Origin of the sequence: Mycoplasma sp. CSL10137 (assembly GCF_017116845.1) — a bacterium.
Lineage (GTDB): Bacteria > Bacillota_I > Bacilli_A > Mycoplasmatales > Metamycoplasmataceae > Mycoplasmopsis.
In genome coordinates, this window is sequence record NZ_JAFIRE010000009.1 from 1 (window position 1) to 1121 (window position 1121).

The 1121-nt window shown below is 48.1% G+C and carries 1 rRNA gene; it reads right to left on the bottom strand.

The annotated features are described in order from the left end of the window. A 16S ribosomal RNA gene (locus JXZ92_RS03440) occupies positions 1-1121 on the bottom strand; the annotation flags it as partial.

Sequence of the window (1121 nt, forward strand, 5' to 3'; positions counted from 1 at the left end):
GCGATTCCGACTTCATGTAGTCGAGTTGCAGACTACAATCCGAACTGAGAATAGTTTTTTGAGATTTGCTCCACGTCACCGTATTGCTTCTCTTTGTACTATCCATTGTAGCACGTGTGTTGCCCCACTCGTAAGAGGCATGATGATTTGACGTCGTCCCCACCTTCCTCCCAATTACTCGGGCAGTCTCCCTAGAACATTTAACTAAGGATAAGGGTTGCGCTCGTTGCAGGACTTAACCGAACATCTCACGACACGAGCTGACGACAACCATGCACCATCTGTCATTCCGTTAGCCTCCGCTATATCTCTATAGCATTGCGGAAGATGTCAAGAGTGGGTAAGGTTCTACGCGTATCTTCAAATTAAACCACATGCTCCACCGCTTGTGCGGGTCCCCGTCAATTCCTTTAAGTTTCACTCTTGCGAGCATACTACTCAGGCGGATGATTTAATGCGTTAGCTGCGCCGATAGTTCTCTATCAGCTAATCATCATCGTTTACAGCGTGGACTACCAGGGTATCTAATCCTGTTTGCTCCCCACGCTTTCGTCTCTCAGTGTCAATATGTGCCCAGTTAGCTGCCTTCGCCATGTTGGTGTTCTTCCTAATATCTACGCATTTCACCGCTTCACTAGGAATTCCGCTAACCTCTACACAATTCTAGCGTGCCAGTATCCAACGCAATTTGGGGTTGAGCCCCAAGTTTTAACGCCAGACTTAACACACAACCTACAGACGCTTTACGCCCAATAATTCCGGATAACGCTTGCAACCTATGTATTACCGCGGCTGCTGGCACATAGTTAGCCGTTGCTTTCTGACAAGGTACCGTCAAGGCAATAGCATTTCCTCTACTGCTTTTTCTTCCCTTATAACAGCAGTTTACAACCCGAAGGCCGTCTTCCTGCACGCTGTGTCGCTCCATCAGACTTTCGTCCATTGTGGAAAATTCCCTACTGCTGCCTCCCGTAGGAGTCTGGGCCGTATCTCAGTCCCAGTGTGGCGGATCAGTCTCTCAACCCCGCTAAACATCATCGTCTTGGTAAGCCATTACCTTACCAACAAACTAATGTTCCGCACCCCGATCCTCTAGTGAAGCAAACGCTCCTTTTATATTA